This window comes from Candidatus Pelagibacter sp. Uisw_130, assembly GCF_047722505.1.
GTDB lineage: Bacteria > Pseudomonadota > Alphaproteobacteria > Pelagibacterales > Pelagibacteraceae > Pelagibacter.
This window is the reverse complement of the sequence record NZ_CP159814.1, coordinates 288,111-312,349: the sequence shown is the minus strand read 5'-3', so window position 1 is coordinate 312,349 and position 24,239 is coordinate 288,111. Positions and strand designations below refer to the sequence as shown.

The 24,239-nt window shown below is 31.7% G+C and carries 24 protein-coding genes; 15 read left to right on the top strand and 9 right to left on the bottom strand.

The genetic code is table 11. The features are described from left to right. Positions 1–789, top strand: a complete 789-nt coding sequence (locus ABXT55_RS01635) for an SDR family oxidoreductase (protein ID WP_415285021.1) — start codon at positions 1–3, stop codon at positions 787–789. Position 790: 1 nt separating this feature from the next. Here the strand turns inward: ABXT55_RS01635 and ABXT55_RS01630 are convergent, their stop codons facing one another. Both ABXT55_RS01630 and ABXT55_RS01625 read right to left on the bottom strand, forming a co-directional pair. Next, positions 791–1,735, bottom strand: coding sequence for a 3-hydroxyacyl-CoA dehydrogenase NAD-binding domain-containing protein (locus ABXT55_RS01630; protein WP_415285020.1), 945 nt, complete (start codon positions 1,733–1,735; stop codon positions 791–793). 5 nt (positions 1,736–1,740) lie between these two features. Beyond that, complete coding sequence (locus ABXT55_RS01625) at positions 1,741–2,628, bottom strand: 3-keto-5-aminohexanoate cleavage protein (protein ID WP_415285019.1); 888 nt, start codon at positions 2,626–2,628, stop codon at positions 1,741–1,743. Between the two features lie 35 nt (positions 2,629–2,663). On the opposite strand from ABXT55_RS01625, the gene ABXT55_RS01620 reads away from it, so the two are divergent. Both ABXT55_RS01620 and ABXT55_RS01615 read left to right on the top strand, forming a co-directional pair. Continuing rightward, complete coding sequence (locus ABXT55_RS01620; RefSeq protein WP_415285018.1) at positions 2,664–3,392, top strand: class II aldolase/adducin family protein; 729 nt, start codon at positions 2,664–2,666, stop codon at positions 3,390–3,392. Beyond that, positions 3,393–3,860 (top strand): thioesterase family protein, encoded by a 468-nt coding sequence (locus ABXT55_RS01615; protein ID WP_415285017.1) that lies wholly within the window; start codon positions 3,393–3,395, stop codon positions 3,858–3,860. A gap of 1 nt (position 3,861) precedes the next feature. Here ABXT55_RS01615 and ABXT55_RS01610 read toward each other — a convergent pair whose 3' ends face one another. Continuing rightward, entirely contained in the window at positions 3,862–4,206 is a 345-nt protein-coding gene (locus ABXT55_RS01610) for a DMT family transporter (protein ID WP_415285016.1), read from the bottom strand. 51 nt (positions 4,207–4,257) lie between these two features. Between ABXT55_RS01610 and ABXT55_RS01605 the strand changes: the two genes are divergently transcribed. The 5 genes from ABXT55_RS01605 to ABXT55_RS01585 are packed head-to-tail and all read left to right on the top strand — an operon-like array spanning position 4,258 to position 9,487. Beyond that, positions 4,258–5,091, top strand: coding sequence for a TauD/TfdA dioxygenase family protein (locus tag ABXT55_RS01605; RefSeq protein ID WP_415285015.1), 834 nt, complete (start codon positions 4,258–4,260; stop codon positions 5,089–5,091). Between the two features lie 35 nt (positions 5,092–5,126). Beyond that, on the top strand, positions 5,127–6,710 hold the full coding sequence (locus tag ABXT55_RS01600; protein ID WP_415285014.1) for a choline dehydrogenase: 1,584 nt from the start codon (positions 5,127–5,129) through the stop codon (positions 6,708–6,710). Then, complete coding sequence (locus ABXT55_RS01595; protein ID WP_415285013.1) at positions 6,707–7,657, top strand: DMT family transporter; 951 nt, start codon at positions 6,707–6,709, stop codon at positions 7,655–7,657. The genes ABXT55_RS01600 and ABXT55_RS01595 overlap by 4 nt, the downstream gene beginning before the upstream one ends. Then, positions 7,657–8,625: a 2OG-Fe(II) oxygenase family protein gene (locus ABXT55_RS01590; RefSeq protein ID WP_415285012.1), complete on the top strand. Its 969-nt coding sequence runs from the start codon at positions 7,657–7,659 to the stop codon at positions 8,623–8,625. The genes ABXT55_RS01595 and ABXT55_RS01590 overlap by 1 nt, the downstream gene beginning before the upstream one ends. Before the next feature lie 19 nt (positions 8,626–8,644). After that, positions 8,645–9,487, top strand: a complete 843-nt coding sequence (locus ABXT55_RS01585) for an EamA family transporter (protein WP_415285011.1) — start codon at positions 8,645–8,647, stop codon at positions 9,485–9,487. A gap of 42 nt (positions 9,488–9,529) precedes the next feature. Here the strand turns inward: ABXT55_RS01585 and ABXT55_RS01580 are convergent, their stop codons facing one another. The 6 genes from ABXT55_RS01580 to ABXT55_RS01555 form a co-directional block, all read right to left on the bottom strand. After that, a complete protein-coding gene (locus ABXT55_RS01580) occupies positions 9,530–11,683 on the bottom strand; it encodes an ABC transporter permease (protein WP_415285010.1) in 2,154 nt (717 codons plus the stop codon). Positions 11,684–11,686: 3 nt separating this feature from the next. After that, positions 11,687–12,718, bottom strand: coding sequence for a quaternary amine ABC transporter ATP-binding protein (locus ABXT55_RS01575; protein WP_415285009.1), 1,032 nt, complete (start codon positions 12,716–12,718; stop codon positions 11,687–11,689). Between the two features lie 73 nt (positions 12,719–12,791). Next, positions 12,792–13,343, bottom strand: a complete 552-nt coding sequence (locus ABXT55_RS01570) for a hypothetical protein (RefSeq protein ID WP_415285008.1) — start codon at positions 13,341–13,343, stop codon at positions 12,792–12,794. A gap of 6 nt (positions 13,344–13,349) precedes the next feature. Further along, positions 13,350–13,724 (bottom strand): hypothetical protein, encoded by a 375-nt coding sequence (locus ABXT55_RS01565; protein WP_415285007.1) that lies wholly within the window; start codon positions 13,722–13,724, stop codon positions 13,350–13,352. Positions 13,725–13,734: 10 nt separating this feature from the next. Beyond that, positions 13,735–14,178: a hypothetical protein gene (locus tag ABXT55_RS01560; protein ID WP_415285006.1), complete on the bottom strand. Its 444-nt coding sequence runs from the start codon at positions 14,176–14,178 to the stop codon at positions 13,735–13,737. Positions 14,179–14,281: 103 nt separating this feature from the next. Beyond that, complete coding sequence (locus ABXT55_RS01555; protein WP_415285005.1) at positions 14,282–15,226, bottom strand: ABC transporter substrate-binding protein; 945 nt, start codon at positions 15,224–15,226, stop codon at positions 14,282–14,284. Positions 15,227–15,343: 117 nt separating this feature from the next. Here ABXT55_RS01555 and ABXT55_RS01550 point away from each other — a divergent pair, with 117 nt between their 5' ends. The 7 genes from ABXT55_RS01550 to ABXT55_RS01520 all read left to right on the top strand — a co-directional run bounded on the left by ABXT55_RS01550 (position 15,344) and on the right by ABXT55_RS01520 (position 24,235). Further along, the gene (locus ABXT55_RS01550) at positions 15,344–17,671 is read left to right on the top strand and encodes a DUF1989 domain-containing protein (protein WP_415285004.1); all 2,328 of its coding nucleotides are present in this window, start codon (positions 15,344–15,346) and stop codon (positions 17,669–17,671) included. Positions 17,672–17,675: 4 nt separating this feature from the next. Then, complete coding sequence (locus ABXT55_RS01545; RefSeq protein ID WP_415285003.1) at positions 17,676–18,026, top strand: hypothetical protein; 351 nt, start codon at positions 17,676–17,678, stop codon at positions 18,024–18,026. Positions 18,027–18,128: 102 nt separating this feature from the next. Further along, a complete protein-coding gene (locus tag ABXT55_RS01540; protein ID WP_415285002.1) occupies positions 18,129–19,457 on the top strand; it encodes an NAD(P)/FAD-dependent oxidoreductase in 1,329 nt (442 codons plus the stop codon). A 72-nt stretch (positions 19,458–19,529) separates the two neighbouring features. Next, positions 19,530–20,999, top strand: a complete 1,470-nt coding sequence (locus ABXT55_RS01535) for a glutamine synthetase family protein (protein ID WP_415285001.1) — start codon at positions 19,530–19,532, stop codon at positions 20,997–20,999. Between the two features lie 25 nt (positions 21,000–21,024). Further along, a complete protein-coding gene (locus ABXT55_RS01530; protein ID WP_415285000.1) occupies positions 21,025–21,969 on the top strand; it encodes a glutamine amidotransferase in 945 nt (314 codons plus the stop codon). Then, entirely contained in the window at positions 21,957–22,811 is an 855-nt protein-coding gene (locus ABXT55_RS01525) for a GXGXG motif-containing protein (RefSeq protein ID WP_415284999.1), read from the top strand. The genes ABXT55_RS01530 and ABXT55_RS01525 overlap by 13 nt, the downstream gene beginning before the upstream one ends. Then, positions 22,811–24,235: an FMN-binding glutamate synthase family protein gene (locus ABXT55_RS01520; RefSeq protein WP_415277901.1), complete on the top strand. Its 1,425-nt coding sequence runs from the start codon at positions 22,811–22,813 to the stop codon at positions 24,233–24,235. Before ABXT55_RS01525 ends, ABXT55_RS01520 begins: the two co-directional genes overlap by 1 nt. Positions 24,236–24,239 lie beyond the last annotated feature (4 nt).

Sequence of the window (24,239 nt, the reverse complement as noted above, 5' to 3'; positions counted from 1 at the left end):
ATGATTAACCAATCATTAAAAAATAAAAAGATTATTATATCAGCTGGTGCTTCTGGGATTGGTTGGGCAACTACAAAAATTTGTCTTGCTAGAGGTGCTTATGTTTATCTTTGCGATATAGACAGTAAGTCTCTAAATAAATTGAACAAACATCCTTTGATAAATAAAAAATTATTTGCTTATCTTTGCGATGCTTCAAATGAATATCAGGTCTCTGATTTTTTCCAAAAAGTTAAAAAAAAAACTAAGAAAATTGATGCTTTAATTAATAACGTAGGTATTGCTGGACCTACAGGTTCTCTTGAAAAATTAAAATCAAAAGACTGGGAAAATACTTTGCATGTAGATGTTAATAGCCATTTTTATTTTACGAAAAAATCTATACCTCTAATTAAAAAATCAAAGAATGGATCAATAGTTAATATTTCATCGACGGCTGGAATACTAGGCTTTCCACTTCGCTCTCCTTACGCTGCAAGCAAATGGGCAATAATTGGTGTCACAAAAACATTAGCCATGGAACTTGGAAAATTCAATATAAGAGTAAATGCTGTCTGCCCAGGAACTATTAAGGGCGATAGAATGAAAAGAGTAATAAGAGATAAATCAAAATTTACTAAAGTTTCAACAAAAGTAATTGAAAAAGATTTTGTTTCGATGAGCTCAATGAAACAATGGATCTTAGAAGAAGATATTGGAAAAATGTGTTCTTTTCTAATCTCTGATGACTCGAGTAAAGTTTCTGGACAAGTAATTTCAGTTGATGGTCACACAGAAAGAAATGATTAATTTATCTTAGTCTTTTTTCATATTTCTTCCTAAGCTTTTGAAGCTCGACTAAATATTCATCTCTAATATTTGAAATCTGTACAACTGATTTTCCTTTGGATTGTTTTTTAGTTCCCTCAATCAATCTATCAATTAATTTATTTGATAATTTTGGAGCTTTTAATTTTGTCCATGGAAGTTTTAAAGCTGGTCCAAATTGTTCTAACATATGCTTCATTCCTGATTTTCCTCCAGCTAAATGAAAAGTTAGAAAAGTGCCCATTAGTGACCATCTTAAACCTGGTCCATCTTCAATTGCTCTATCCAAATCTTCTGTAGTTGCGTAACCTTCATTAATTATGTGAAGCCCTTCTCTCCATAAAGCTTCTTGTAACCTGTCTGATAAATAGCCTGGTAACTCATGTTTAACCATAATCGGGTTCATAGAAATCTCTTTATAAAATTTTTTAGCTTTGTTTAGATATCTTTTTAAAGTTTTTTTTCCAGGTACAATTTCTACTGCAGGTAACAGATAAACAGGATTAAATGGGTGTCCAATCATTGTTCTTTCAGGATTTATGCATTTTGAATAAATTTTTGTTGGTAGTAAGCCTGATGAGCTTGATGAAATAATTGCATTAGGTTTTGCATATTTTCCAATGGTACTCATTAATTTAGTTTTTAAAGTATAGTTTTCACTTGCACATTCTTGAATCAGATCTGCATCTCTTAAAGTTTCTTCAATAGAAGTAAAATATTTAAAATTTTTAAGATTAAGTTTTTTTTTATTAAAAAGTTTTTTTACATAAGGCCAAGTTCTTTTAATCTCAGCTATTAAATTTTTTTTTAATTTAATATCTTTGTCATAAGCATATACAATTTTGTTGTGTGCTAAGCATCGAATGATCCAACCTGCTCCAATTACCCCAGTTCCAATCACTGCGACTTTATTAATCTTGGTAGGCATGGTTTTTATTTTTGTTTTGTGAGTTTTAGTTTTTCCCGTGTTTCTGCTGGTGTCATTGGTGTGTAACCAATCTCATCAATAATTCTTATAGCTTTTTCAACTAATTCAGCATTAGTTGCAAGTTTACCTTTTGACAAATATAAATTATCCTCTAATCCAACCCTTGGGTTTCCTCCCAATAAAACTGTTTGAGCAACGAAAGGCATTTCATTTTTTGAAATTGCAAACCCAGACCACACACCTTCTTTTGGCATAATATCTTTCATGGCTTGCATTGCTAAAGTAGTTGCTGGAGCACCCCATGGTATTCCCAAACACATTTGAAACATTGGTGGGTCACTCAATAATCCTTCTTTATATAATTGAGCACCAAACCACATATTTCCTAAATCAAATGCTTCTATTTCTGGTTTAACACCAATTTCTTTTAATCTCTTAGCAGCTTTCCTTAAATCGTTTGGTGTATTTACTGTGATTGTTGAACTATCACCAAAATTTAAAGTACCTGCATCTAGTGTACATATTTCAGGAAGAAATTGTTCTGCGTTAGCAATTCGTTCCATTACATTTGCCATATCTGTCATTGGACCAAAATCTAATGGATTATCTCCTTGTCCAATATCTAAATCACCCCCCATACCTGTCGTTAAATTTAAAATAACATCCGTATTACTTGAACGAACTAGATCAACTACCTCTTTATATAATTCTAATCTTCTACTTGGTGTACCATCATTTTCTCTGACGTGAATGTGTGCAATAGCTGCTCCAGCTTTAGCAGCTTCAATTGCTGCTGTTGCAATTTGTTTTGGTGTTTTTGGTAAATCTGGGTGTTTACTGGCTGTATCACCAGAGCCTGTTACTGCACAAGATACAAAAACTTTATTGTTCATAATTTATAATTAAAATATAGTTTAAATTAATAAAAATGGAAATAACAGAATTACAAAAAGATTTAGCAGCAACTTTTAGATGGACTGCTAGACTAAATATGCACGAAGGCGTTGCAAACCATTTTAGTGCATGTGTGCCTGGATCTTCTACTGAATTCTATGTAAATAAAGCTGGAATTCACTTCAGCCAGATAAAAGCCAGTGATTTAATATTGGTTACTAAGGAAAATATAAAAGAGTTAAAAAATAAACCAGAAATAGTGGACCCAACAGCTATCAATATTCATGGTGCGATTCATGAAAAAGTCCCTCATGCAAAATGTATTTTTCACTCACATTCTAAATTTGCAACTGCACTTTCTACTCTTAAAGATCCAGTCTTAAAACCTATCGATCAAAATACAATGATGTTTTTTAATAGAGTTTCTATCTTTAATGAATTTGGCGGTTTGGGTTTTGAACAAGAATCTAGCAAAATGGTAAATGCTTTAGGCAATAAGCAGCATATGCTATTGGCAAACCATGGAATAATAACAACTGGAAAAACTATAGCTGATGGTTTTAATGCTTTATATTATTTTGAAAAAGCTGCAGAAACTTATTTAACAGCTCTATCAACTAACCAAGAATTAAATATAGCAAGTGATGAGGTGGCTGAAAAAACAGCACAAGAGACAGCTAATTATCCAATTAATTTAGCTAAGATGCACTTAGATCAAATAAAATTAATTTTAGATAAAGAAGAACCAGAATATAAGAGTTAAATGTCTGTACATATAGCAAATCAAATTATTAAAAAAGAATGGACTGATTATAATAATCATATGAACATGGCTTATTATGTGTTGGTGTTTGATCAAGTATGGGAAAATATGCTTGAAAAATTTAAAATGGGTGAAAATTCAGCTAAGACAAAAAATATGAGTACTATGGTTGTTGAGACTTATACAGCCTATAATAATGAGGTTAAAGAAGGTGATGAAGTTGAAGTTAATTTAACATTTTTTGATCACGATAAAAAAAGATTACATTTTAAAATGGAAATGATTGAAAAATCCTCACAAAAATTATCAGCAACTCTTGAAATGTTGTCTTTATACATTGACTTAAACAAGAGAAAAGTTGCTGAATTTGAAGATGAAAAAATTAAAATAATGAATGACTTTATTTTAAAAAATGAGATTAATTTTAATGACGAAGATTTAAAATTTTCAAATAGATTAAAAAAATAGGTTAGCCATCTATATTTGCTTTACTCATTACATTAACAATTACAACACCAATAATGATTAATACTAGTCCAAAAATTGTTGCTAGATTTGGTATCTGTTTGTATTTAATTATTCCAATAAATGTTAATGCTACTATTCCAACACCAGACCAAGTTGCATAAGTGATACCAACTGGTAAAATTTTCATTACATGAGACATTAAAAACATGCAACCACTTATGGCAATTACAGAAATTAATGAAGGAATCCACCTAGTGAAACCTTCGGTTGCTTTTAATGATCCCGTAGCAGTAATTTCTAATAAAATCGACACCATTAATAAAATATAAGCCTGTGTTAAAGTCATAAGTTGCTTATATATTTTGACAAATTAAAATTCCAGAAATATATTCTTTTAATGAATGCTAAGCTTTTATCAGGTGCTCTAGGAGCTGAAATATCAGGTATAAATCTTAAGGACTCTTCCAAAGAAAACTATGAAAGAATTAATGCTCTACTTTTAGAGCACAAAGTAATTTTTTTTAGAAATCAAAATATTACCCAGGAAGAACAAATTGCACTAGCTGAAAATTGGGGCCCACTTGAAACTCATGCATATGTAAAAGGCGTGGATAAGCATCCTGAAATAGTAAGAATAGTAAAAACTAAGGATGAAAAAAATCAATGGGGTGAAAATTGGCACACAGATGTTAGCTACAATGTTAAACCTACAAAAGCAGTCATTTTAAAATCAATAAAAATTCCACCAGTTGGAGGAGATACATGTTTTTCAAATATGGAACTAGCATGGGAAACTCTTGATGATAAAATTAAAAATAAAATTAAAGATAAAAAAGCTATACACAGCTCATTAGGTGCAGAATTTTTTATAGATAATTATAAAGGTATGTCGGGTCATGAAAAAAGAAATTATAACGAGTATTCAAATGAACATCCAATAGTTAGAACCCATCCTGAAACAGGAAAAAAGATACTTTATGTTAACTGGACTTACACAAAGCAAATAGTTGGTTTAGAAAAAAAAGAAAATGATGAAATATTAAAAGAAATATTTGAACACCAGGCAAGATTAGACCTGACATGCAGATTTAATTGGACTGAAAATGCAGTTGCAATTTGGGATAATAGAAGTGTTATACATTATGCAATAGCTGATTTTTATCCAGGCAGAGGTTTGGGTCATGAAAGAATAATGGATAGAATAGCTATTGAAGGTGATCAACCACATTAATTTTAATGCATGTATAATATAGTCGATCAAATTATATGAAGTATGATTATATTATTATTGGTGGAGGCTCAGCTGGATGTGTCCTTGCAAATCGTTTAACTACCGATGGACAATATAACGTAGCTTTATTTGAAGCTGGAAAGCCAAGTGATATTTGGAAAGTAAACATGCCACTTGCAATTCTTTATACAATGCATGATCCAAAATATAATTACAAATATTATTCAGAACCTGAGCCTCAATTAAATAATAGAAAACTGTTTTGTCCTAGAGGAAAAATGATAGGTGGATGTTCGGCTCATAATGGAATGGTTTATGTTAGAGGAAACCCTAATGATTATCAAAGATGGGCTTCATTTGGTCTAAAAGATTGGTCTTATGAAAAAGTTTTACCCTATTTTAAGAAAATAGAAACTTGGTCTGAAGGAGAAAATAATTATCGCGGCGGAAATGGAATTTTACCAGTAAACCAATCTAAAAATAAAAACCCTTTATTTAAAGCATTTGTCAAATCTGCTGGAGAGGCTGGATACAAAATTAATGAAGATATGAATGGTAAAGATCAAGAAGGATTTGGGATGTATGATGTTACTATCCACAAAGGTGAAAGAGCTAGTGTTTCTAAATATTACTTAAATCCTGCAAAAAAAAGAAAGAATTTAAAAGTTTTTACAGATGCATTTGTTGAAAAAATTGTTTTTGATGGAAAAAAAGCAATTGGCATTCAAGTTAAAATAAAAGATAAAGTTGAAAAAATTTATGTAAATAAAGAAGTTATTTTAAGTGGTGGAGCTATAAATTCTCCTCAGTTATTGATGCTTTCAGGGGTTGGTCCAAGTGAACATCTTAAAGATAAAGGCATTGATGTTGTTCATAATCTTGAAGGTGTTGGCAGAAATTTACAAGATCATTTAGAAACTTATGTGCAACAAGAGTGTAAAACTTCAGACACTTTGTATTCCTATGTAAATAAATTAAATATGTTGAGAATTGGTATCCAGTGGTTTTTATCTAGAACTGGTCCTTGCTCAACCTCTTTTTTAGAAGCTGGTGGTTTTTGTAAATCTTCACCTGAAAGAGAATATCCAAATATTCAATTTCATTTTTTTCCTGCTTTTGTGGTTGATCATGGGTTGGTTGATCCTGATCGTCATGGTTATCAACTACATGCAAGCCCAAATCATCCAAAAAGTAGAGGTCACATTACTTTAAATAGCTCTAATCCTTATGATTATCCAAAAATTCAATTCAATTATTTAGAACATGAAGATGATCTTAAACAAACAATAGAATGCATTCATGTAGCAAGAAAGATACTTGGTCAAAATTCTTTAAAACCTTTTGCTGGAAAAGAAACTGGACCTGGTGAACATGTGCAAACAGACGAATTATTTGAAGAATACATTAGATCTAAGGCTGAAACAGCTTACCATCCATCTTGCACTCTAAAAATGGGTACAGACAATAAGGCTGTAGTTGATGAAAAACTTAAAGTTCATGGGCTAGACAATCTTAGAGTGGTAGATGCATCTGTAATGCCTGAAATCACAAGTGGAAACCTAAATGCTCCAACAATAATGATAGCTGAACGAGCATCGGATTTTATTCTTAGTTCATGATGCCTGCTCAAAATAATGCTAAAGGTATTCTTTTTATTTTATTTGGGATGGCATTTTTTTCTATTCAAGATGCTTTAATTAAATTCATCTATGAGGATTCAGCTTTATACGAATTATACTTCGGAAGAACTTTTGTGGCGTTAATTTTATTGGTTTCATATCTTAAATTTTCAAAAAAAAAAATTAATTTAAAAACGCATTATCTTTTTTTAACAATTGTCAGAGTTATATGTTTCTTTTTCGGATTTAGTTTTTTCTATATTTCACTGACATACATGTCTCTAGCAATGGCAAATGCACTTTTTTTTTCAAGCCCTTTTTTTGTTTCAATTTTAGCTACTATTTTCTTAAAAGAAAAAGTTGGTATTAAAAGATGGTCTGCAATTTTTGTTGGGTTTATAGGGGTGTATATTATTTTAAATCCAAACTTTAGTGATTTTGATTATATGAAATTAGCACCTGTTGCTTGTGCGCTATGTTATGCTGTGTCAATGACAATTACAAAAATAACTTCGGACAAAGATAATGTTTACACTCAGATGATACATTTATATTTGGGTGCAATTTTAATCAGTATTTTATTTTTTCTTTTTACAGGTAAAGGACAGTTTGATAATTTTAATGATCCAACATTTCAATTCATTTTTAGAGAATGGTTTACAAATCCATCACATGCCTGGCCTTTTATTTTTGTGATGGGATGTATTGGTGCATTTGCATTTTATTTTATTTTAAATGCATACAGTATTGCATCCCCCTCTGTTGTTTCTCTTTACGAATATTCTTTAATAATTTGGTCAATATTAACGGGGTATTTTTTATTTAATAATATTCCAACTCTAAGAACTTTTATAGGTGTTTCAATAATTATAGGAGCAGGGCTATATATTTACTTAAGGGAAAAAGCAAAAGACCAAATGATAGTTACTGATACACCAACAAGATAATGAGAAACTACATACCAACTATTAATATTTCCTCATTATTAAAAAATAACTTTAGTTCAATTTCTTCAAAAAAAACTATACAAAAAATTGAAGCTGCATGTGTTGATATTGGTTTTTTTCAAATCATTGGACATGGGATCAACAAAAAAAATATTGCTAATATTTCAAAAGTTGGAAATAATTTTTTTAATTCATCTATTAAGAATAAAATGAAATTAGCACCAAAGAAATGGAACCAATTAAATAAAAATGTTTATAGAGGTTATTTCCCAAATAATGTTAACGGAAAAGAAGGATTAGATATTGGAGACCCAAAAGTAACAAAAAAAGATGCATTAAAATTAAAAAATCAATACATAGAATACCTTGAACTTAATAAAGTTATAAATAAAAGATCAATCAATATATTGAGTGATTATTTCAATCAATTATTTATTTTAGGAGAGATTTTATTTAAAGGTGTCATTAAACTTTACAAAAAAGATGTTTCGAATTCAAAATTAGCTTTTTCTAGATTAAAAACTTTAAGCACTTTAAGATTTAATTGTTACCCAAATCAACAAAAACCAGTCGAAATATCTAAACAAGATGGAGCTGCTTTAGGATGCGAAACGCATGTTGATAGTGGGGTTTTTACAATTTTATATCAAGACAAAAAAGGAGGACTTCAAGTACAAAATAGAAAAACTAAAAAATGGCACAGTGTCCCTCATAACAAAAATGCCTTAATTGTAAATACAGGTATGGCTTTACAATTTCTAACTAAAGGAAAATTTAAAGCTACCAATCATAGAGTTCTTTGGAATAAAACTAAAAGAATGTCTATTCCTTTTTTCTTTGAACCTTCTTATGATTTTAAGATGAATTATTCTTTTTTAAGTAAATCATTAAAAAATAAAGGTAATAATATTTTTTTTTATAAATTTTTAAATAAATCTCTAAAAAAATTTGTTGAATATCAAAGATAAAAAATAATTTTATATTAATATGGATCCTATTGTTTTTACTGTGGTTATTATAGCGTCAATGTTCCATGCTACATGGAATGGAATGGTTAAAAAACATTCAAATAAAGTTACAGCCATTTCAGCTGTTATTCTTGGGCATGTCCCAATGTCAATAATCGCAGTAATTTTTTTGCCCATGCCATCTTTTAAGTCTCTTCCATATATAATTGCTAGTGCTTTTATTCACCAAGGTTATAATTGGTTTTTATTAAAGTCTTATAGCTTAGGTAATCTAACAAAAGTTTATCCTATTGCTAGAGGATTTGGTCCAATTATTGCAACAATAATATCGATTTTTTTTTTAGGATTAATAATAAGTAAAGCTTCAATACTATCAATAAGCCTTGTTTGTGCTGGCATTATAATCATCAGTCTTTTTAATTATAAAACCATAAATAATTTAAATATTATTAAATACTCCTTAATTACTGGCTTCTTTATAGGGCTATACACAGTTATTGATGGTTATGGTGCAAGAGTTAGTTTATCTGCAATAAGTTATATGAGCTGGGGATTTATACTAAGTGCAATGTTGTTTCCAATTCTCTTAAAAATTAATAAATATAATAATATTTTTAGAAACATTATTAATGATGGCAAAGCTATTTTTTGGATCGGCGGATCTATATCATATTTAGTCTATGGAGTAGTTATTTGGGGATTTACTAAAGCACCCATACCAATGGTTAGCGCCTTAAGAGAGAGCAGCATTGTATTTATAATATTTATTGGTATTTTTTTCCTAGATGAAAAAATTAATTTAGCTAAAATAATTTCTATTATATTAATTTTTTTAGGTGTTATAGGATTAAAAATATTTTAAAGGAAATTAATATTAGTGGATATCAATATACAATAATACTTACTAATCTATACCAAGATGTTTTTTTCTTTGCCCAACCCAAGTTCGAATTAGATGGTCAAATACTAGGCCTATAAAGGCAACACAAATACCCAGTGTTAACCCAATACCTGCACCTTTTTTATCAGATATGGCTTTTAAAATATATTGTCCCAAATCCTCTGTTCCAATAAATGCTCCAATAATTACCATAAATAACGCAAATACAATTGTTTGATTTAAACCAAGCATCATGTGAGGAAGTGCTAAAGGGAATTCTATTTTTAACAACCTTTGTATCTTTGTTACACCTGACATTGAAGCAGCATCATGCAATGAAGCTGGAACACTTCTTAATCCTTCAATAGTATATCTCGTTGCAGGTATAGTTGCATAAACAACTACTGCAATTAATACTGATGTATCTGTAACTCCAAAAAGCATCATTACTGGAATTAAGTATACAAATGAAGGGAATGTTTGAAAAATATCACAGACTCCTAACATAAAACTTGTTGTATGCTTATTCTGAAAACATAAAGTTCCAACAGTAAAGCCAATTACACAAGATAAGATAACTCCAAAAGTTGCCATGTATGTAGTAACTAAAGCTCTGTCCCACCACGGACTTAATGCTATAAATAATGTCAAAGCACCCACTACAAAAGCTGAACGTATTCCTCCAATTATATATCCAGCACCCATAACCAAAACAAATGTTGCAACAATAGGCATACGTAAATAAGAAGCACGCATAGGCTGCAATACATCTACTATTAACCATGTATTAAAAATTTTTAAAGTTTGAAAGAAAGTATCCCAAATCCAATCAACGCCTTTGTTCCAAAAATCTGCAGTTGATATTCCCTTGTTATGTGGAATTTCATATAAATAGTTAAAACCTTCTTTAAAATAAAAAGATCCTACATAAGCAAATATGATTCCAATCAATATTGCACCAGAAAAAAATAATGTATTTTTATAACGTTGAAAAAAAGTTAGGTTCCCAAAATAATCTATTTGTTTATTTGCCCAAGCTAAAGATAGTTTATCTAGCAATATCGCAATTAAACTAATACATAAACCTGCTTCTAATGCCAATCCGATATTCAACTGATTTAAAGCTAATAATAAATTAAATCCTAAACCTTTAGCACCTATAAACGCTGAAATTACTGCCATAGAAAAGCACACCATGATAACTTGATTTACTCCAATCAAAATATCTCTTCTTGCAGTTGGGATTAGTACTTTAAACATAAGCTGTAAATTATTACATCCACTCATTTTTCCAGCTTCAATAACTTCAGGAGATACTCCTCTGAGACCTAACAATGTCAGTAGTATCATTGGTGGAACAGCTACAACCATGGTTATGATTACTCCAGCATGATCACCAACGCCAAAAAGAACAATTGCAGGAACCAATACTGCGTATTGAGGCATAGTCTGCATAACTAAAAGTATTGGATATAAAGCTTTCTCCACACGTTTACTTTTGAATGCTGCGATCCCTAAGCTCAAACCAAAAATAAAAGATAGTGGTGCTGCAACCAATATAAAAGAAAGTGTTTGCATCGAAGGTTTCCATTGACCAAAAATAGAAATATAAATCATGACTATAGCAGCGAATAGCGCTAAACCTTTGCCACTTAATTTATATCCAAGTATTGCTGCGCCTGCTGCAACAATTGTCCAAGGTAGTCCTGGCAATTCTGCCCATGAATTTTCACTTATCCAATCCCAACTTGTAAATGCAACAATAGTTTCAACACCACCTAATAGAATCTCTCTAATTAATTCTATGAGAAATGTTATAAATGAAGTTAAATTTCTTGTTATTTGGAGAACTAAAGGTTGGGTTTTGAATTCTTGAGTGTCTTCATTCCAAAATTCTATTAGCATCCAATCATTCATTAAAAAAAATAATGAATCATTTATCCATATAGGTAACCATCCAAGTAAAGGAGGTAGTCTCCAAAAAACATCAAATGCATAATATCTTACTTCTGCACCAAAGAGTGTGTAAGTGCTTTGATTTGGATCTTTAATAAATTCTGCTTGACCTCTAATAAATTTATAAGTTTCTGGAACATCAATTGCAAAATATAAAGTAAAAAAAGCAATTAACAAAAATAACCATTGAAATACTTTTGGATATTTTTTTAATAATTCCATATTTTAATCATTATTTTTTTTTCCACCAAAAACTGTATATATTATTTTTGATGGATGAACGGTGCCAACAATTTGATTATTTTCATCAATTACAGATACTGACTTTTCTTGAGTTAAGATTTTTTCAGCAACATTTTCAATTAATTCATTTCTTAAAACTTTTAAATCACTTAAATTTTCATTATTTGGTTTTTCCATCACATCTTCTATTTTTAAAACCTTCTCTCTAGGAACTTCTTCAGTAAATTTTTTTACATACTCTGTTGCTGGATTTAACACAATGTTAGCTGGGGTATCTAGTTGTTCAATTATACCATCTTTCATTATTGCAATACGATCAGCAAGCTTTAAAGCTTCATCAAAATCGTGTGTAATAAACATAATTGTTTTTTGTAATTTTTCTTGAAGTCTCAAAAATTCATCCTGCATCTCTTTTCTAATTAATGGATCTAATGCAGAAAATGGCTCATCTAAAAACCAAATATCAGGTTCAACAGCTAATGATCGTGCAATACCTACTCTTTGCTGCTGCCCACCAGAAAGCTCTCTTGGAAAGTAATTTTCTCTACCATCAAGACCAACAAGCTTTACCATTTCCATTGCTTTATTGATGCTATCTTTAGTTTTAATACCCTTTATTTGAAGTGGGAAAGCAATATTTTCCACAACTGTTTTGTGGGGAAGTAAAGCAAAGCTTTGAAACACCATTCCCATTTTATTTCTTCTAAGTTCAATTAGCTCTTTATTGCTTAATGAAAGCAAATCTTGTCCTTCTATAAAAATTTTTCCAGCAGTTGCATCTGTTAATCTAGAAATACATCTTAACAATGTTGATTTTCCTGAGCCTGATAAACCCATCACAACTAACATTTCGCCTTTTGAAACCTCAAAAGAGGCATTATTCACACCCACTATACATCCGTTTTCTTGAAATGTTTTAGCGTCTACATTTCCATTTGCATCTTGAAGCATCTTTTTGGCATTTGTTCCAAAAATTTTATAAATAGATTCACATTTGATTACAGTATCGGTCATAATGTTTTAATAAGTTATACGAAATAAAAATAAAAAACACTTTTTATATTATTTATACTTATCGTTTTTCTCCTTAAAAATTTTTAATAAAATAAACTCTTGTATCAATTCCAGTACTTAAAAAATTTAAAACCTCTCCTTTAACAGTAATTATTTCATCTACCCCAACATTATTTCCACTAACTGTAAAACCTGCAAAGCATTTATTATTTTCCTTATTCCATTTAACAAACGTTTCGTCAATTTTATTGCCATTAATAGTATAAATATGATGTGCTCTAAAATTCAAAAAATTGGCACCCATAATTGCACGCTGAGGAATAATCTTTGTTGCGTTGCAGACTTTTTCATATTGTTCTAAAGACAACTTATAATGATCAGTTCCATCATAAAATACTAAAATTCCTGATGGCAAACTTGAAATCAGTTCATTTTGCTTTCTTGTCTCCGCAATTCTTTCTTCTTCTTTTTTCATTTTAGCAATTAGTTCTTCACCCTCACCAAAAATATTATTTAAGATAGCAAAGGAAAAAATTACAATAATTATTAAGATGATAAGACCTCCAAATTGTCTAACTGGCTCAGGTATCTTCTTCAATTTATTTAAATATATATTTTGTAACATTTATATCTATTCTTGAAATTTGCCATTTTTCCAAATTCCTTTTTTTTCTTTTCCATCGGACCATGTAAATGTTCCCTCTCCATTCATAAACCCATTGGCCCATTCCCCATCATAAGTTGCACCGTTTGGAAAAGTCAAAATACCCTTTCCACTCCACACACTATTTTTAAACTCACCTTTATAAATATATCCATTAGGCCAAGTCTCAACTCCTTGTCCTTGTTTTTGTGTGCCAATCCAATTCCCTTCGTATGTTGTTTTGTCAGTGTATGTCCATTTACCAAAACCATCTTTACAATTTCCTTCACAACCTGTCTTTCGAGCTGATACCGATATTGCAATTAAAAAACTTAAAGCTATATAAAATAAATATTTTTTCATTTTTTTAAATTTAGCTGCATAAATAAAAAGAAATATTTTTTTCAAGATTATCACTTTTTATACCTATTGTAATTTCGTGAACTAATTCACCTGATTTTCTGTTAATTATACCTGACTCAGAGTAATTTTTTCCTTCATCAAAAGCTTTGAATAAAACTATGTCTTTATTTACAACTTTTACTTCAAATTTTTCAGTTTGTGAGAGGAAAATTGATAACCCGTTGATCAAAAGTTTTTCTGGTTGTTTTGCATCGATTTCAAATTTATCTAAATTTTGATTATCTAAATCTTTTGCTAAAAAAGTTTTATAATTATATTCTGAGTTCTTGAGTATTTTCTTTTCTAGTTCACATACAAAACCAATTTTAATATCCTCTTGTATGTCAATATTTTTTGCAAAAGAAGAATTAAAAACTAATAGACTGATAGATATATATAAAAAAAACTTTATCATTTAATTAACAGGTCCGTAATTTGAATTTGTGCGAAAGCACATTCTTTAAAAAAAATCCCCCCCAACATTGTTGGGAGAGATTTCAATTTATTAACTGTTACCCTTATTTAGTAAAAGCTTGCCAAACACTCTTATTATCAGCTAACCATTTTTTAGCTGCATCTTCATGAGTCAATTTGTCAAGGTCAACTAAAGCAGCCATTGCACCAATGTGACTTGTAGAGAATGACATTTTTTTAAATGCCGCTGCTGCTGCTGGATGTGTTTTTGGAAAGTCTGCAGTTACAGCTTTTTTCAAATAACCATCTGGCGAACCACATTTTCCATCACCACCATCTTCTGGTCTACAACCCGCTGAATATGGAGGGAAATCTATAAAAGTAAAACCAGCACCATCTGTGAAGTTTGGTGTCCAGTTGAATATTATAGTTCCTCTTCCCTCTTTTTCAGCTGCTTTAAGTTCTGCCCAAAGTGCATCTGCACTTCCAGCAAATTTAACAGTCCAAAGATCTCCAAGTCCTAAAGCATCAACCCTTTGAGGTATTAAATCTCCATGCCAACTTTGTGGACCTTCTAGCATTCGTCCTTTTCCACCTGAGTCAGGTGTTGTAAAGTTTTTAGCACAAGCTGGATTTTTTAATGCAGTCCAGTCTGGAAGACCAGGACATAATCCTTTTTCAGCAACCCAGTTTGGATATCCCATATCTTCAAGCGTTCGAGCTTCATGATCTCCCCAGTCAACTAAACCACCTTTGTCTAGCGCTGTAGTAAATGATTTTCCAAACGCAGATTCCCATACTTCATGAGATAAACTTACATCACCGATACGAATTGCTTCATAAACAGCTTGTGAGTCTGTGTTTACATATTTTACATTATTTCCCATACTTTCGAAAATTCCACCAATAACGTGTGCCATTACAATTTGGCTTGACCAGTTATGAGTTGGAATAACGATAGGTTTTTTACTATCTGCTGCATTAGATACTCCAGCAAAACTTACTGCTGAAATTACCAAGGCAGATATTAATGATATTACTTTTTTCATTATATTCTCTCTCCTTAATATTAATGTTTAAGTTAGTATGTTCTCATTTATTAAATTTATAGTCAATGGTCTTTGATTATATTATGCTGAGACTGAATTATTTAATTTATACTGATAATGCTACATACTAGTAAAGATATTAAAAATCCTGGTTTAAGAACTTTACCATCTGGAGTTGAAAGATATTATGTAAAAGGTGGCGGTCTCTCAGTTATAGAAGTTTTACCAGATGATAAAATAGAAATCATAAATGAAGAAGGAAGGCAAATTTGTGAAATAATTGTTTTTAATTCAAAAGGCAAATCTGATTTATCAATTTTAAATCTAAAAGAAAATGCAAATGCTAACTTTTCAAAAAAAGCTATTGCTAATGATGAAAAAATTTCAAAACTATTTAAAAAAAAAAAATTAGATCTTAATAAAGCAAAATCATCCATTATTTTTAATGAAAATTGTTTAATGGGAGAAAAGATTACCTTAACCTCTAAAGACAAATGTATAGTTATGATTGCTGCACCTAGTGATATTATGAATGTCCATGAACAAAATCCACCTACAGATTTAACTATTTTTTTAAATAAAGCTAAATTTATTGAAACAGATGAACAATTTATTTTGCCAGATCCGCTTAGTGATCCAATTATTGAACAACTTGTAAAAAGAAGAACTGCTGAAACTTATGAGGTAAAAGCTGGTGAATATATCCAGATAATTGATCCAGGCGGAAGGCAATGCTCTGATTTTCTAGCTTTTGATACACAAAAATTAAATGACGGCATTGAAAGTATTATTGATGATAAAGCAACACGAACTTTTATGGGTGGTGCTTACCCTGGGCCAGGTTTGTTTTCAAAGTTTTATGATGGTGATCATGAAGCTATGATTGAAGTTGTAAGAGATACAGTTGGAAGACATGATACTTTCAATCTTGCTTGCACATCAAAATATTATGAAGATATGGGTTATATGGGTCATATTAATTGTACTGACAATTTTAATAATAGACTGGATAAATATGACATAAATTCTAGAAAAAGTTGGTCTGCAATAAATCTTTTTTTTAATACTGCAATTGATGCTAATAATGTTGCATCTTTTGATGAACCTTGGTCAAGACCTGGAGATTATGTTTTATTTAGAGCTTTAAAAGATCTAACATGTATATCATCAGCTTGTCCTTGTGATGTTGATGGTGCAAATGGCTGGAATCCCACTGATATTTTTGTTAGGACTTATTCAAAGGAAAAAAAGTATTCAAAAGCAATAGCATTTAGAATGAAAACAGACTCAGAACCTAAACTAACTCAAGAAACAGGTTTCCATAAAAAAACTTCAGAGCTAACAAGAAACTTTGTTGAGTATAAAGGTTTTTGGCTTGCTAATAATTTTACAAATTCAGGAACTATAAAAGAATATACAGCTTGTAGAGAAAGTGCGATTGCAACAGACTTATCACCTCTTAGAAAATTTGAAATTCTTGGACCTGATGCAGAAAATTTAATGCAATATACCCTTACTAGAAATGTAAAAAAATTATCTATAGGGCAAGTTGTTTATACAGCCATGTGTTATGAAAATGGGTGCATGCTAGATGATGGTACTTTATTTAAATTAGGACAAGATAATTTTAGATGGATTGGTGGAGATGAATACAGTGGTGAATGGTTAAAAGAACAAGCTAAAAAGAAAAATTATAAAGTTTGGATTAAATCTGCAACAGATCATATTCACAACATTGCAGTTCAGGGACCAAATAGTAGAAAAATTTTAGAAAAATTTGTATGGACGCCTCCTATACAGCCATCCATCACTGAGCTTGAATGGTTCAGATTTAATATTGCAAGAATAGATCATGAAACAGGTACACCAATTGTTATTTCAAGAACAGGTTACACTGGTGAACTTGGTTATGAGATATGGTGTCATCCAAAAGATGCTTCAGAGGTTTGGGATAAAGTGTGGGAAGCTGGTAAAGAGTTTAATATTGCTCCATTAGGCTTAGAAGCTTTAGATATGGTTCGTATTGAAGCTGGACTAATTTTTTATGGCTATGAGTTCGATGATCAAACAGATCCATTTGAAGCAGGTATTGGTTTTACAGTTCCGCTTAAAACTAAAGAAGATGATTTTATAGGTAAGGAAGAATTAATTAAAAGAAAAGCAAATCCACAAAAAAAATTAGTTGGTTTGGAATTGGTTGGTCATGAACCAGCAGTAAATGGAGATTGTGTTCATATTGGTCGTGGTCAAGTGGGTGTAATAACAAGTGGAATGCTATCACCTAAACTTGGAAAAAATATTGCACTTTGTAAAATAGATGTAAAATATTCTGAAATAGGAACAGAAGTTGAGATTGGTAAACTTGATGGTCATCAAAAAAGAATTGTTGCAAAAGTTGTTCCCTTCCCTTTCTATGATCCTACAAAATCAAGAGTTAGAGCATAATAAAATGCCCGATAACAGCAAAGATCTTTTAAATTTTTGGGAAGACCAGATGAAACAATCACATACATCTAGTAACTATTTTTTTAGAAAATCTCCTTCACATTATCATATGATGTTACTTGTAATGTCAGCGCATAAACTTAATGAAAAGCTTTCTGTTGAAGGGCTAAAAACAAAATTATTTAAAACCTCTAGGCCAAAATCTGCTTTGATAATTAATGAGGCTTGTGAGAAAGGATTCTTTCGTTTGGAAAAAACTTCAACTGATCAGCGAATAAAAAATATTATACCTACTGAGACTTTTATTAATGAGTTTAAACAATACCTGGCAACTTTAAAAAAGCTAAGCTATTAGCACCTAATTCAACAATCTCTTTAAGTTGATATCTTTTATATATAAAATTTAGTTATAAATATAATTATATTAATTACTTTTTAGAAAAAATAATATTTTCATATGTCAACATTACCAACTAAAGCTAAAGTAGTAATCATCGGAGGCGGAATTCATGGCCTAAGTACAGCTTGGAAACTTTCAGAAACTTATAAAAATCCAGGTGACATTGTAATTCTTGAAAAAAAAGATACTGCAGCAGGTGCAAGTGGAATTGCTTGTGGTGTTATAAGAAATAATTATTTTCAACCAGCTATGAGAGAGTTAATGGCTCATTCAGTTTCTGTATGGGAAAGTGACCCTAAAGCTTGGAAATATAATGCCGTAGGGTATTTACAAATATCTCCAGAAGTTATGCATGAAGATGTTGCTTCAATTTATGAACAACAAAAAGCTATTGGGTATGAATCAGAATTTATAGAAGGCGAAAAAGAATGCACTAAATATATGAAGGGAATGTTTGATGATTGGCAAGCACAAGGCATCACATCTATACTTCATGAAAAAAAAGGTGGTTATGCATTCAACAAAGCTTCCATAAAAGCTCTAGAAGAAAAATCTACTACAAATGGTGTTGAGGTTATTAAGGGTGTGACGGTTACAGGATTTAAAAGAGGCAGTAATAGCAAAGCTGTTACAGGTGTTGAAACAGACAAGGGAATTATTGAGTGCGAACAGGTTGTTGTTGGTGCTGGTCCGTGGGTTAGAGATTTTTGGAATATGCTAGAGCTTCCAAAGTTTGCAAATATTAAAGGACAAGATGGTAAATTTCACAAAGAAGATATGTGGAAATATTGGATGTTGCAAGAAGGTGTTATTGGTGTTGATAAAGATTTTCTAAGAATGAACGATGGTGGTCAACCACCGGTAATGCACGTTGACTCAACTGCTCCTTTATATTCTGATAAAACTAAAAAATTAATTACAGAAGAACTTTGGGGAATTTATTATAAGCCAGACATTGAAGGTCTTGGTGTTCAAGGCGGTACTTCTCCTTACATAGTTGATAAACATTTTGATAAAGTGGATGTTGATCCTTATGGACTCGATTCTCCTGAGTTTCAAACTACAGAAGCATTTAATGATATGTGGTGTTCAGCTTTAGCACATTGTCAAAAAAGATTTGAAGGTAAATCGAATTTATATAGAAAAGGACCATCAGGTGGTCTTGGATGTATGACGCCAGATAATTTTCCAATCTTTGATAGATTTTTAGAAAATGTTTACATGATTGCTGATGCTAACCATGGATACAAAATGATTGGTGTAGGTGAACTTGTTGCACAAGAAATTCTTGGAACTGAGAGTGAATTATTAAAACCGTTTAGATTCAACCGTTACGAGAAGGGTGAACTTCATCCAACTTCTAACAGTCCATTCCCTTGGAGTTAAACTTCAAGCCTAGACACAAATAATTTTTTCAGTTACGGTTCGTTAAATAAAAATTCATTAGAGGGAGAGATAATGACTGATTTAGACAAGCACGTAGCACAACCTGGTAGAGATAAGTTAGTAAAACAAGTTAGAGCTAAAATCAACGAGCTGGGTGTTGAGTATATTTATTTTCAATTTATTTCTGTAACTGGAAGAGTTGTTGGAAAAGGTATACCCACTGATCATTGGGAAAGAACTTGTGAAAAAGGATTTCAATTAGTTTATGGTGCTACAGCAAACTTGTTTGTTGATCGTCATGGAGATTATATTGGTTATGGGCCTGAAGCAAAAGAGCTGGTTGGTATACCTGATCCTGAAACTTTTTGTCAGCTTCCTTGGGATAAAAAAGTTGCAAGAGTATTTGTTACTTGCTTTAGAAATAGAGAAGAAAGAGATAATCCAGGTGCACATTTAACATCAGATTGTCGTGGAAATTTAAGAATACACGCTCAAGAATTTAAAAAGAAACATGGTTACCAATTAAGAGTTGGAACGGAGCCAGAAATGATGTGGTTAACTAAAAATGAGGATGGTTCGCCAACTGGTAAGGGTTTTTCTAAACCTTATTGTTATCATATTGATCAATTTGAATCGTTAAGACCAGTTTTCATGCAAGTTTTTAAATATGCAAGAGCAATGGGTTTTGACATGATTCAGGGAGATCATGAAGATGCGCCAGGACAATTAGAATTAAACTGGATGTATGATGATGTTTTAAGAAATGCAGATAGACTTTCAACTTATAGACAAATTTGTGCACAGGTTGCTAGAGAGTTTAATTTGATAGCTTGTTTTATGACAAAACCATTTATGGGTGTTTCTGCAAGTGGTTGTCACACCAATATGTCTTTGTGGACGGGTGGAAAAGATGTGATTAATAAACTATCTCATAAATCTTTGCCAGGAATGGATGAGGTATTCACTTACGTTGAAGGTGGAACAAATACCTTTATGCCCGATACTGATGATATTCAATTACCTGGTAAAGTTGGATTAAAAGCGATTGGTGGAGTAATGAAACATTTGGGTGCGCTAACTGCAATTGGTTCTTCTACTGTGAACTCATACAGAAGATTATGGGATACAGGATTTTGGGCTCCTGTTTATGCTGACTGGGGATTTCAAAATAGAACTTGTGGTTTAAGAGTTTCTGCTCCAGGTAGGTTTGAATATAGATCAGTTGATTCAATGCATAATCCATATTTAATGGGTTCTGGATTGTTAAAATGTTTTGATGATGGAATAACAAATAATATTGATCCAGGAAAACCTGAGTCTAGAAGTATGTATGAAGCTCAAGCAGCTGGAAAAATAGTTAAAAAACTACCAATGAGTCTTGGTGAGGCTTTAAATCGTTTAGCAGAAGATGAGGTTATAAAATCAGCTATGCCAGATGAAATGTATAAAGTTTTCCATTGGTATAAAAATGATGAGTGGGAAAAATTTTTAGGTGCAACAACTCAGTGGGATCTAGATACGTATCTGGACTGCCTACCATAGTCTTTAATAGAAATAGGAGAAATATATGTGTGGAATAGCGGGATTAATTTATAAAGATAAATCAGTAAATATCGGAACTCAATTGCAAGGAATGCTTCAGGCATTAAAGCATAGAGGAGAGGATTCTACTGGTTATGCTCTTTATGGAGATACAGATGGAAAAAATTTCATTATGCGTTTTAAAGTTGGAGAAAATGTTGGTGAAGGTAGTTCGTCTGTAAGTGAAGAAACTTCTGTTTATGACGAAAGAATTAAAACAGTTAAGTCATATATCTTAGGTATGGGTGCAAAAATTATTAAAGAAGAAAGAATACTTCCCTACTCTTTAAGATATGAGGTCAGTTATGATGAAAAAGACTTAAGGGAGTTTTCTAGAAAAATCGAGAGTGTTCCTGGTGTTGAAATTCTTTCTATGGGTAAGTCTTTAGAGGTTATTAAAGATTTGGGTAATGCAAAAGACGTTTGTGATAGATATAATTTAGATAAAGTTGTGGGGACACATGCAATCGGCCATGCAAGGATGGCAACTGAATCTGGTGTAGATATTAAATCAGCCCACCCTTTTTGGGGATATCCATTTAGTGATGTGTCTGTAGTTCACAATGGTCAATTAACAAATTATTGGAATAATAGAAGAATGCTAGAAAACGAAGGTATGAGATTTATGTCTGAATGTGATTCAGAATTAATTGCAGTATACCTAGCAAAAAAATTGAGAGATGGTGCAACCCTTGAAGAAGGTATGAAAGATTCTTTAACAGGTCTTGATGGAGTATTTACTTACTTTGTTGCAACAAAAGACTCATTGGGAATGGCAAAAGATACAATGGCAGCAAAACCATTAGTTCTTTATGAATCTGATAATTTAATAGCAATGGGATCTGAAGAAATTGCAATTAGAGCAATTCTTCCTCAAGAAATTGATACATATGATCCATATGATGGAGAGGTAAAAGTATGGCAAATTTAAAGACTACAGAGAAAAAAACAAAGTCCCAGTCAATGGGTATGCACACAGAAGTTTTAACAGGAAGAACTCAGCAAAAGTTTTTTAATCCTGACGAAGGTGAAAATCTTTATTATTTTGGAACTTATGATGTAGATTTTAATAAAAGAACAGATCTAGATGTTAAAGAAATGACAGCTCCAGAAGCTAATAAAGAAATTGACAACTTAATGAGCCAAGGTTTTGGAACAATTGTTATTAAAAACCCTCAAGGAAAACATAGTTTGGGTGTTGGTATTTTAAATAAATTAAACTTAATTTTTGAAGGAAGTTTGGGTTATTTTGGTATGGGTTCTTGTGATGGACCTACTGTTAGAATTAATGGTAGAGTTGGCTGGTCTTGTGCTGAAAACTTAATGGCAGGAAAAGTTGTTATAGAAAAAAATGCAGGATCTTGCTTTGGTGCCGCTATAAGAGGTGGTGATTTAATTTGCAAAGGAAGTGTTGGTGCAAGAACTGGTATTGACATGAAAGGTGGAACTATCATTGTTGGTGGTGATGCTGGAGCATTCACTGGTTTTATGATGCAAAGAGGAAGAATTATTATTCTAGGTGATGTTGGAATAAATTTAGGTGACTCAATGTATGATGGAACAATATTCATTGGTGGAAAAATAGGATCGTTTGGAAGTGATGCTGTTCCATCAGACCTTACAGACAGTGATCAAGATTGGTTAAAAAGAAAATTAAAAGTTGCAGAGATAGGTGAAAAATTTGACGTCAGTAAAATGACAAAAATAGTCGCAGGGAAAAAACTTTGGAACTATGATAATCTAGAACCTCATGAAAAGAAAGGAGCTATCTAATGGCTAAAAAGAAAGTTAAAAAAAATAGTAAAAAACTAAAGAAAACTAATGGAAGTGTTGGTGGAAAAGCTGATGTTCATGCACACGAAGAAGGTAAAAGAAACAAAAGTCTATTAGGTCATAACGCTATTTTTACTCCTGAAGTTATAGATGATATTCATATTAAAGCTCAACTTGGAAGATACCGAATGCGTGGAATGGCATTAATGAAAAAAATTCCTACATTTGATGACTTGGTATTTTTACCAGGAACTCTTACAAGATTTGTAATTGAAGGTTACAGAGAAAAATGTGAAACAAAGACTATTATTGGACCAAATTGTGAAAACCCAATTGAACTAGATATACCAGTATATATTACAGGTATGAGTTTTGGAGCACTTTCTTATGAAGCAAAAACTGCTTTAGCAAGAGGAGCAACAATGGCTGGAAGCGCGACATGTTCAGGTGAAGGTGGAATGATTCCAGATGAGAGAAGATATTCTGAAAAATGGTATTACCAATGTATCCAATCAAGATATGGTTTTAATCCTCATCACGCTCAACTAGCTGATGCAATTGAGGTATTTATTGGCCAAGGACAAAAAGTTGGAATGGGTGGACATTTAATGGGTCAAAAAGTTACTGATCAAGTTGCAGAAATGAGATCTCTACCATCTGGTATTGATCAAAGATCTCCAGCAAGACACCCGGACTGGTTAGGTCCAGATGATCTAGCTTTAAAAGTTGAAGAATTAAGACAACTTACAAAAAACAAAGTTCCAATTCAGTTAAAACTAGGTGCATCAAAAGTTTATGATGATGTTCGTATGGCTGCAAAATGTAATCCAGACTCAATATTTTTAGATGGTATGGAAGGTTCAACAGGAGCCGGCCCTCATATAGCTGCTGCAAATACTGGAATTCCTGGAATTGCTGCAATCAGAGAAGCTAGAAGAGCTATTGATGATGTTGGTAAAACTGGACAAGTAACTTTAATTTACGCAGGTGGTGTTAGAGATGGTGCTGATATGGCAAAGGCTTTAGCTCTAGGTGCTGATGCAATAGCAATTGGGACTGGCGCTTTAATGGCTTTAAACTGTAATAAAGATATACCAGAAGCAAACTTTGAAAAAGAAATGGGTGTAAAAGCTGGTGAATGTTATCACTGTCATACTGGTCGTTGCCCAGTTGGTGTTGCAACACAAGATCCTAAATTAAGAGCTAGATTAAATCCTGATGATGCTGCATTAAGAGTTTATAATTACCTTCATGCAATGACATTAGAGGCTCAACTTTTAGCAAGAGCTTGTGGTAAAACTAATATTCACTCTTTAGAACCTGAAGATTTAGCTGCTCTAACAATGGAATCATCTGCATTAGCCAAAGTTCCATTAACAGGAACTAACTTCACTGTTGGTGTTGATAACTATCACAAAATATAAGAGG

Excerpts from the sequence above, each read along its gene's own strand:
- ABXT55_RS01635 (WP_415285021.1), top strand. The coding sequence starts at position 1 with ATGATTAACCAATCATTAAAAAATAAAAAGATTATTATATCAGCTGGT.
- ABXT55_RS01630 (WP_415285020.1), bottom strand. The coding sequence starts at position 1,735 with ATGCCTACCAAGATTAATAAAGTCGCAGTGATTGGAACTGGGGTAATT.
- ABXT55_RS01625 (WP_415285019.1), bottom strand. The coding sequence starts at position 2,628 with ATGAACAATAAAGTTTTTGTATCTTGTGCAGTAACAGGCTCTGGTGAT.
- ABXT55_RS01620 (WP_415285018.1), top strand. The coding sequence starts at position 2,664 with ATGGAAATAACAGAATTACAAAAAGATTTAGCAGCAACTTTTAGATGG.
- ABXT55_RS01615 (WP_415285017.1), top strand. The coding sequence starts at position 3,393 with ATGTCTGTACATATAGCAAATCAAATTATTAAAAAAGAATGGACTGAT.
- ABXT55_RS01610 (WP_415285016.1), bottom strand. The coding sequence starts at position 4,206 with ATGACTTTAACACAGGCTTATATTTTATTAATGGTGTCGATTTTATTA.
- ABXT55_RS01605 (WP_415285015.1), top strand. The coding sequence starts at position 4,258 with ATGAATGCTAAGCTTTTATCAGGTGCTCTAGGAGCTGAAATATCAGGT.
- ABXT55_RS01600 (WP_415285014.1), top strand. The coding sequence starts at position 5,127 with ATGAAGTATGATTATATTATTATTGGTGGAGGCTCAGCTGGATGTGTC.
- ABXT55_RS01595 (WP_415285013.1), top strand. The coding sequence starts at position 6,707 with ATGATGCCTGCTCAAAATAATGCTAAAGGTATTCTTTTTATTTTATTT.
- ABXT55_RS01590 (WP_415285012.1), top strand. The coding sequence starts at position 7,657 with ATGAGAAACTACATACCAACTATTAATATTTCCTCATTATTAAAAAAT.
- ABXT55_RS01585 (WP_415285011.1), top strand. The coding sequence starts at position 8,645 with ATGGATCCTATTGTTTTTACTGTGGTTATTATAGCGTCAATGTTCCAT.
- ABXT55_RS01580 (WP_415285010.1), bottom strand. The coding sequence starts at position 11,683 with ATGGAATTATTAAAAAAATATCCAAAAGTATTTCAATGGTTATTTTTG.
- ABXT55_RS01575 (WP_415285009.1), bottom strand. The coding sequence starts at position 12,718 with ATGACCGATACTGTAATCAAATGTGAATCTATTTATAAAATTTTTGGA.
- ABXT55_RS01570 (WP_415285008.1), bottom strand. The coding sequence starts at position 13,343 with ATGTTACAAAATATATATTTAAATAAATTGAAGAAGATACCTGAGCCA.
- ABXT55_RS01565 (WP_415285007.1), bottom strand. The coding sequence starts at position 13,724 with ATGAAAAAATATTTATTTTATATAGCTTTAAGTTTTTTAATTGCAATA.
- ABXT55_RS01560 (WP_415285006.1), bottom strand. The coding sequence starts at position 14,178 with ATGATAAAGTTTTTTTTATATATATCTATCAGTCTATTAGTTTTTAAT.
- ABXT55_RS01555 (WP_415285005.1), bottom strand. The coding sequence starts at position 15,226 with ATGAAAAAAGTAATATCATTAATATCTGCCTTGGTAATTTCAGCAGTA.
- ABXT55_RS01550 (WP_415285004.1), top strand. The coding sequence starts at position 15,344 with ATGCTACATACTAGTAAAGATATTAAAAATCCTGGTTTAAGAACTTTA.
- ABXT55_RS01545 (WP_415285003.1), top strand. The coding sequence starts at position 17,676 with ATGCCCGATAACAGCAAAGATCTTTTAAATTTTTGGGAAGACCAGATG.
- ABXT55_RS01540 (WP_415285002.1), top strand. The coding sequence starts at position 18,129 with ATGTCAACATTACCAACTAAAGCTAAAGTAGTAATCATCGGAGGCGGA.
- ABXT55_RS01535 (WP_415285001.1), top strand. The coding sequence starts at position 19,530 with ATGACTGATTTAGACAAGCACGTAGCACAACCTGGTAGAGATAAGTTA.
- ABXT55_RS01530 (WP_415285000.1), top strand. The coding sequence starts at position 21,025 with ATGTGTGGAATAGCGGGATTAATTTATAAAGATAAATCAGTAAATATC.
- ABXT55_RS01525 (WP_415284999.1), top strand. The coding sequence starts at position 21,957 with ATGGCAAATTTAAAGACTACAGAGAAAAAAACAAAGTCCCAGTCAATG.
- ABXT55_RS01520 (WP_415277901.1), top strand. The coding sequence starts at position 22,811 with ATGGCTAAAAAGAAAGTTAAAAAAAATAGTAAAAAACTAAAGAAAACT.